The sequence below is a fragment of the Ornithinimicrobium cerasi genome, from assembly GCF_003702705.1.
Taxonomy (GTDB): Bacteria; Actinomycetota; Actinomycetes; order Actinomycetales; family Dermatophilaceae; genus Ornithinicoccus; species Ornithinicoccus cerasi.
Window position 1 is genome coordinate 1 of sequence record NZ_QZMN01000057.1, and the last position, 1,332, is coordinate 1,332.

1 pseudogene is annotated in these 1,332 nt (G+C 74.9%); it reads left to right on the forward strand.

Features of this window, described 5'->3' with window-relative positions:
- Positions 1-1,332: pseudogene (locus D4B81_RS17760) on the forward strand (MobF family relaxase); the annotation flags it as partial.

Consider the following 1,332-nt stretch of genomic DNA (forward strand, 5'->3'; position numbering starts at 1 on the left):
CGCCCCACCGGCCCGGCCCACGCCTCCAAGGCCGCAGCCACCTACCAACGCCAGCTGCGGTCCCAGATCCAGGGCGACCGCTCCCCCTCCCTGGCCGAGTGGGGACCCCTGCTGGACCAGGTCGCCCCAGGTGCGGTCAAGGACGCCTTCGCCCCGGTCCTGGCGGAGCGGCTGGCCGCAGCCACCCGCGCCGGGATCGACGCCGCTGCCCTGGTCCGCGACGCCGCCGGCACCCGGGCCCTGCCGGACGACCACGCCGCGGCCGCGCTCTGGTGGCGCGTCGCCGGACACCTGACCCCCGCCGTCGCCGCCGCCGGCGCCGGCGCCGGTCAGCTCCTGTCCACCGCATGGGTGCCGACCCTGACCAGCAAGCTCGGGGACGACCGGACCCGGGCGATGCAGGCCAGCACCTGGTGGCCGGCCCTGGTCACCACCGTCGACCACGCCCTGCAACGCGGCTGGTCCCTCGACGACCTCGCAGACACCGCCCCCGCACCCGGAGCAGACGTCGACGACGCCGCCGCGATGACCTGGACCATCAGCACCCTCCTGGACGACCCGACCCACCTGCCCCAAGTCGTCGGTCCCCACCATGAGGACCTCGAGCCGGGCGCGGCCGCCGCCGACCCGCACCCGGTCTCGCTACAGGCCACCGACGCCGAGTACCGCCAGCACCTCGACACGATCACCACCACCATCTCCCCTGCCACCGACCCAGCCGACCAGCACGACGACCTGGACGCGGCACAGGTGAGCGCCGCCCTGGCCCTGGCCGCGCGGTACCGCCAGCTCATGGGACCCCTGGAGCCGACCGACGCCGACCTGCAGCGGGCCTACGACCGCGCCATGCAGGCGTGGGAGTCCCCCGTCACGGTGGAGCGCCTGGCGCAGGTCAACGCCATGGCCCTGCACTTCTACGAGCTGCAGCTGGCCGCCGGGGGCTGGGCCCGCGACTACCTGGCCGACCGGTTCGGCCAGGACGTCGCCGCCCACCCGCACGTCCGCCCCGGGTACGCCCCCGCCGGGTGGACCCGACTGCTGGACCACCTGCGCAACCAGGGCGTCACCGACACCGAGCTGCAGACCAGCGGGCTGGCCACGACCACCACGGACGGCCGCCTCATCGACCGGTTCCGCGACCGGGCCGTCTTCCCCATCACCGACACCAGCGGGCAGGTGCTGGGGTTCGTCGGCCGCCGCAACCCCTCCATCTGCGAGGACGTCCCGTACGCCGGTCCGAAGTACCTCAACACCCCCACCACGCCACTGTTCGCCAAGGGCGACCAGCTCTACGGCGCCGACGCCAGACTCCTCGCGGCCGGGGCCACCCCG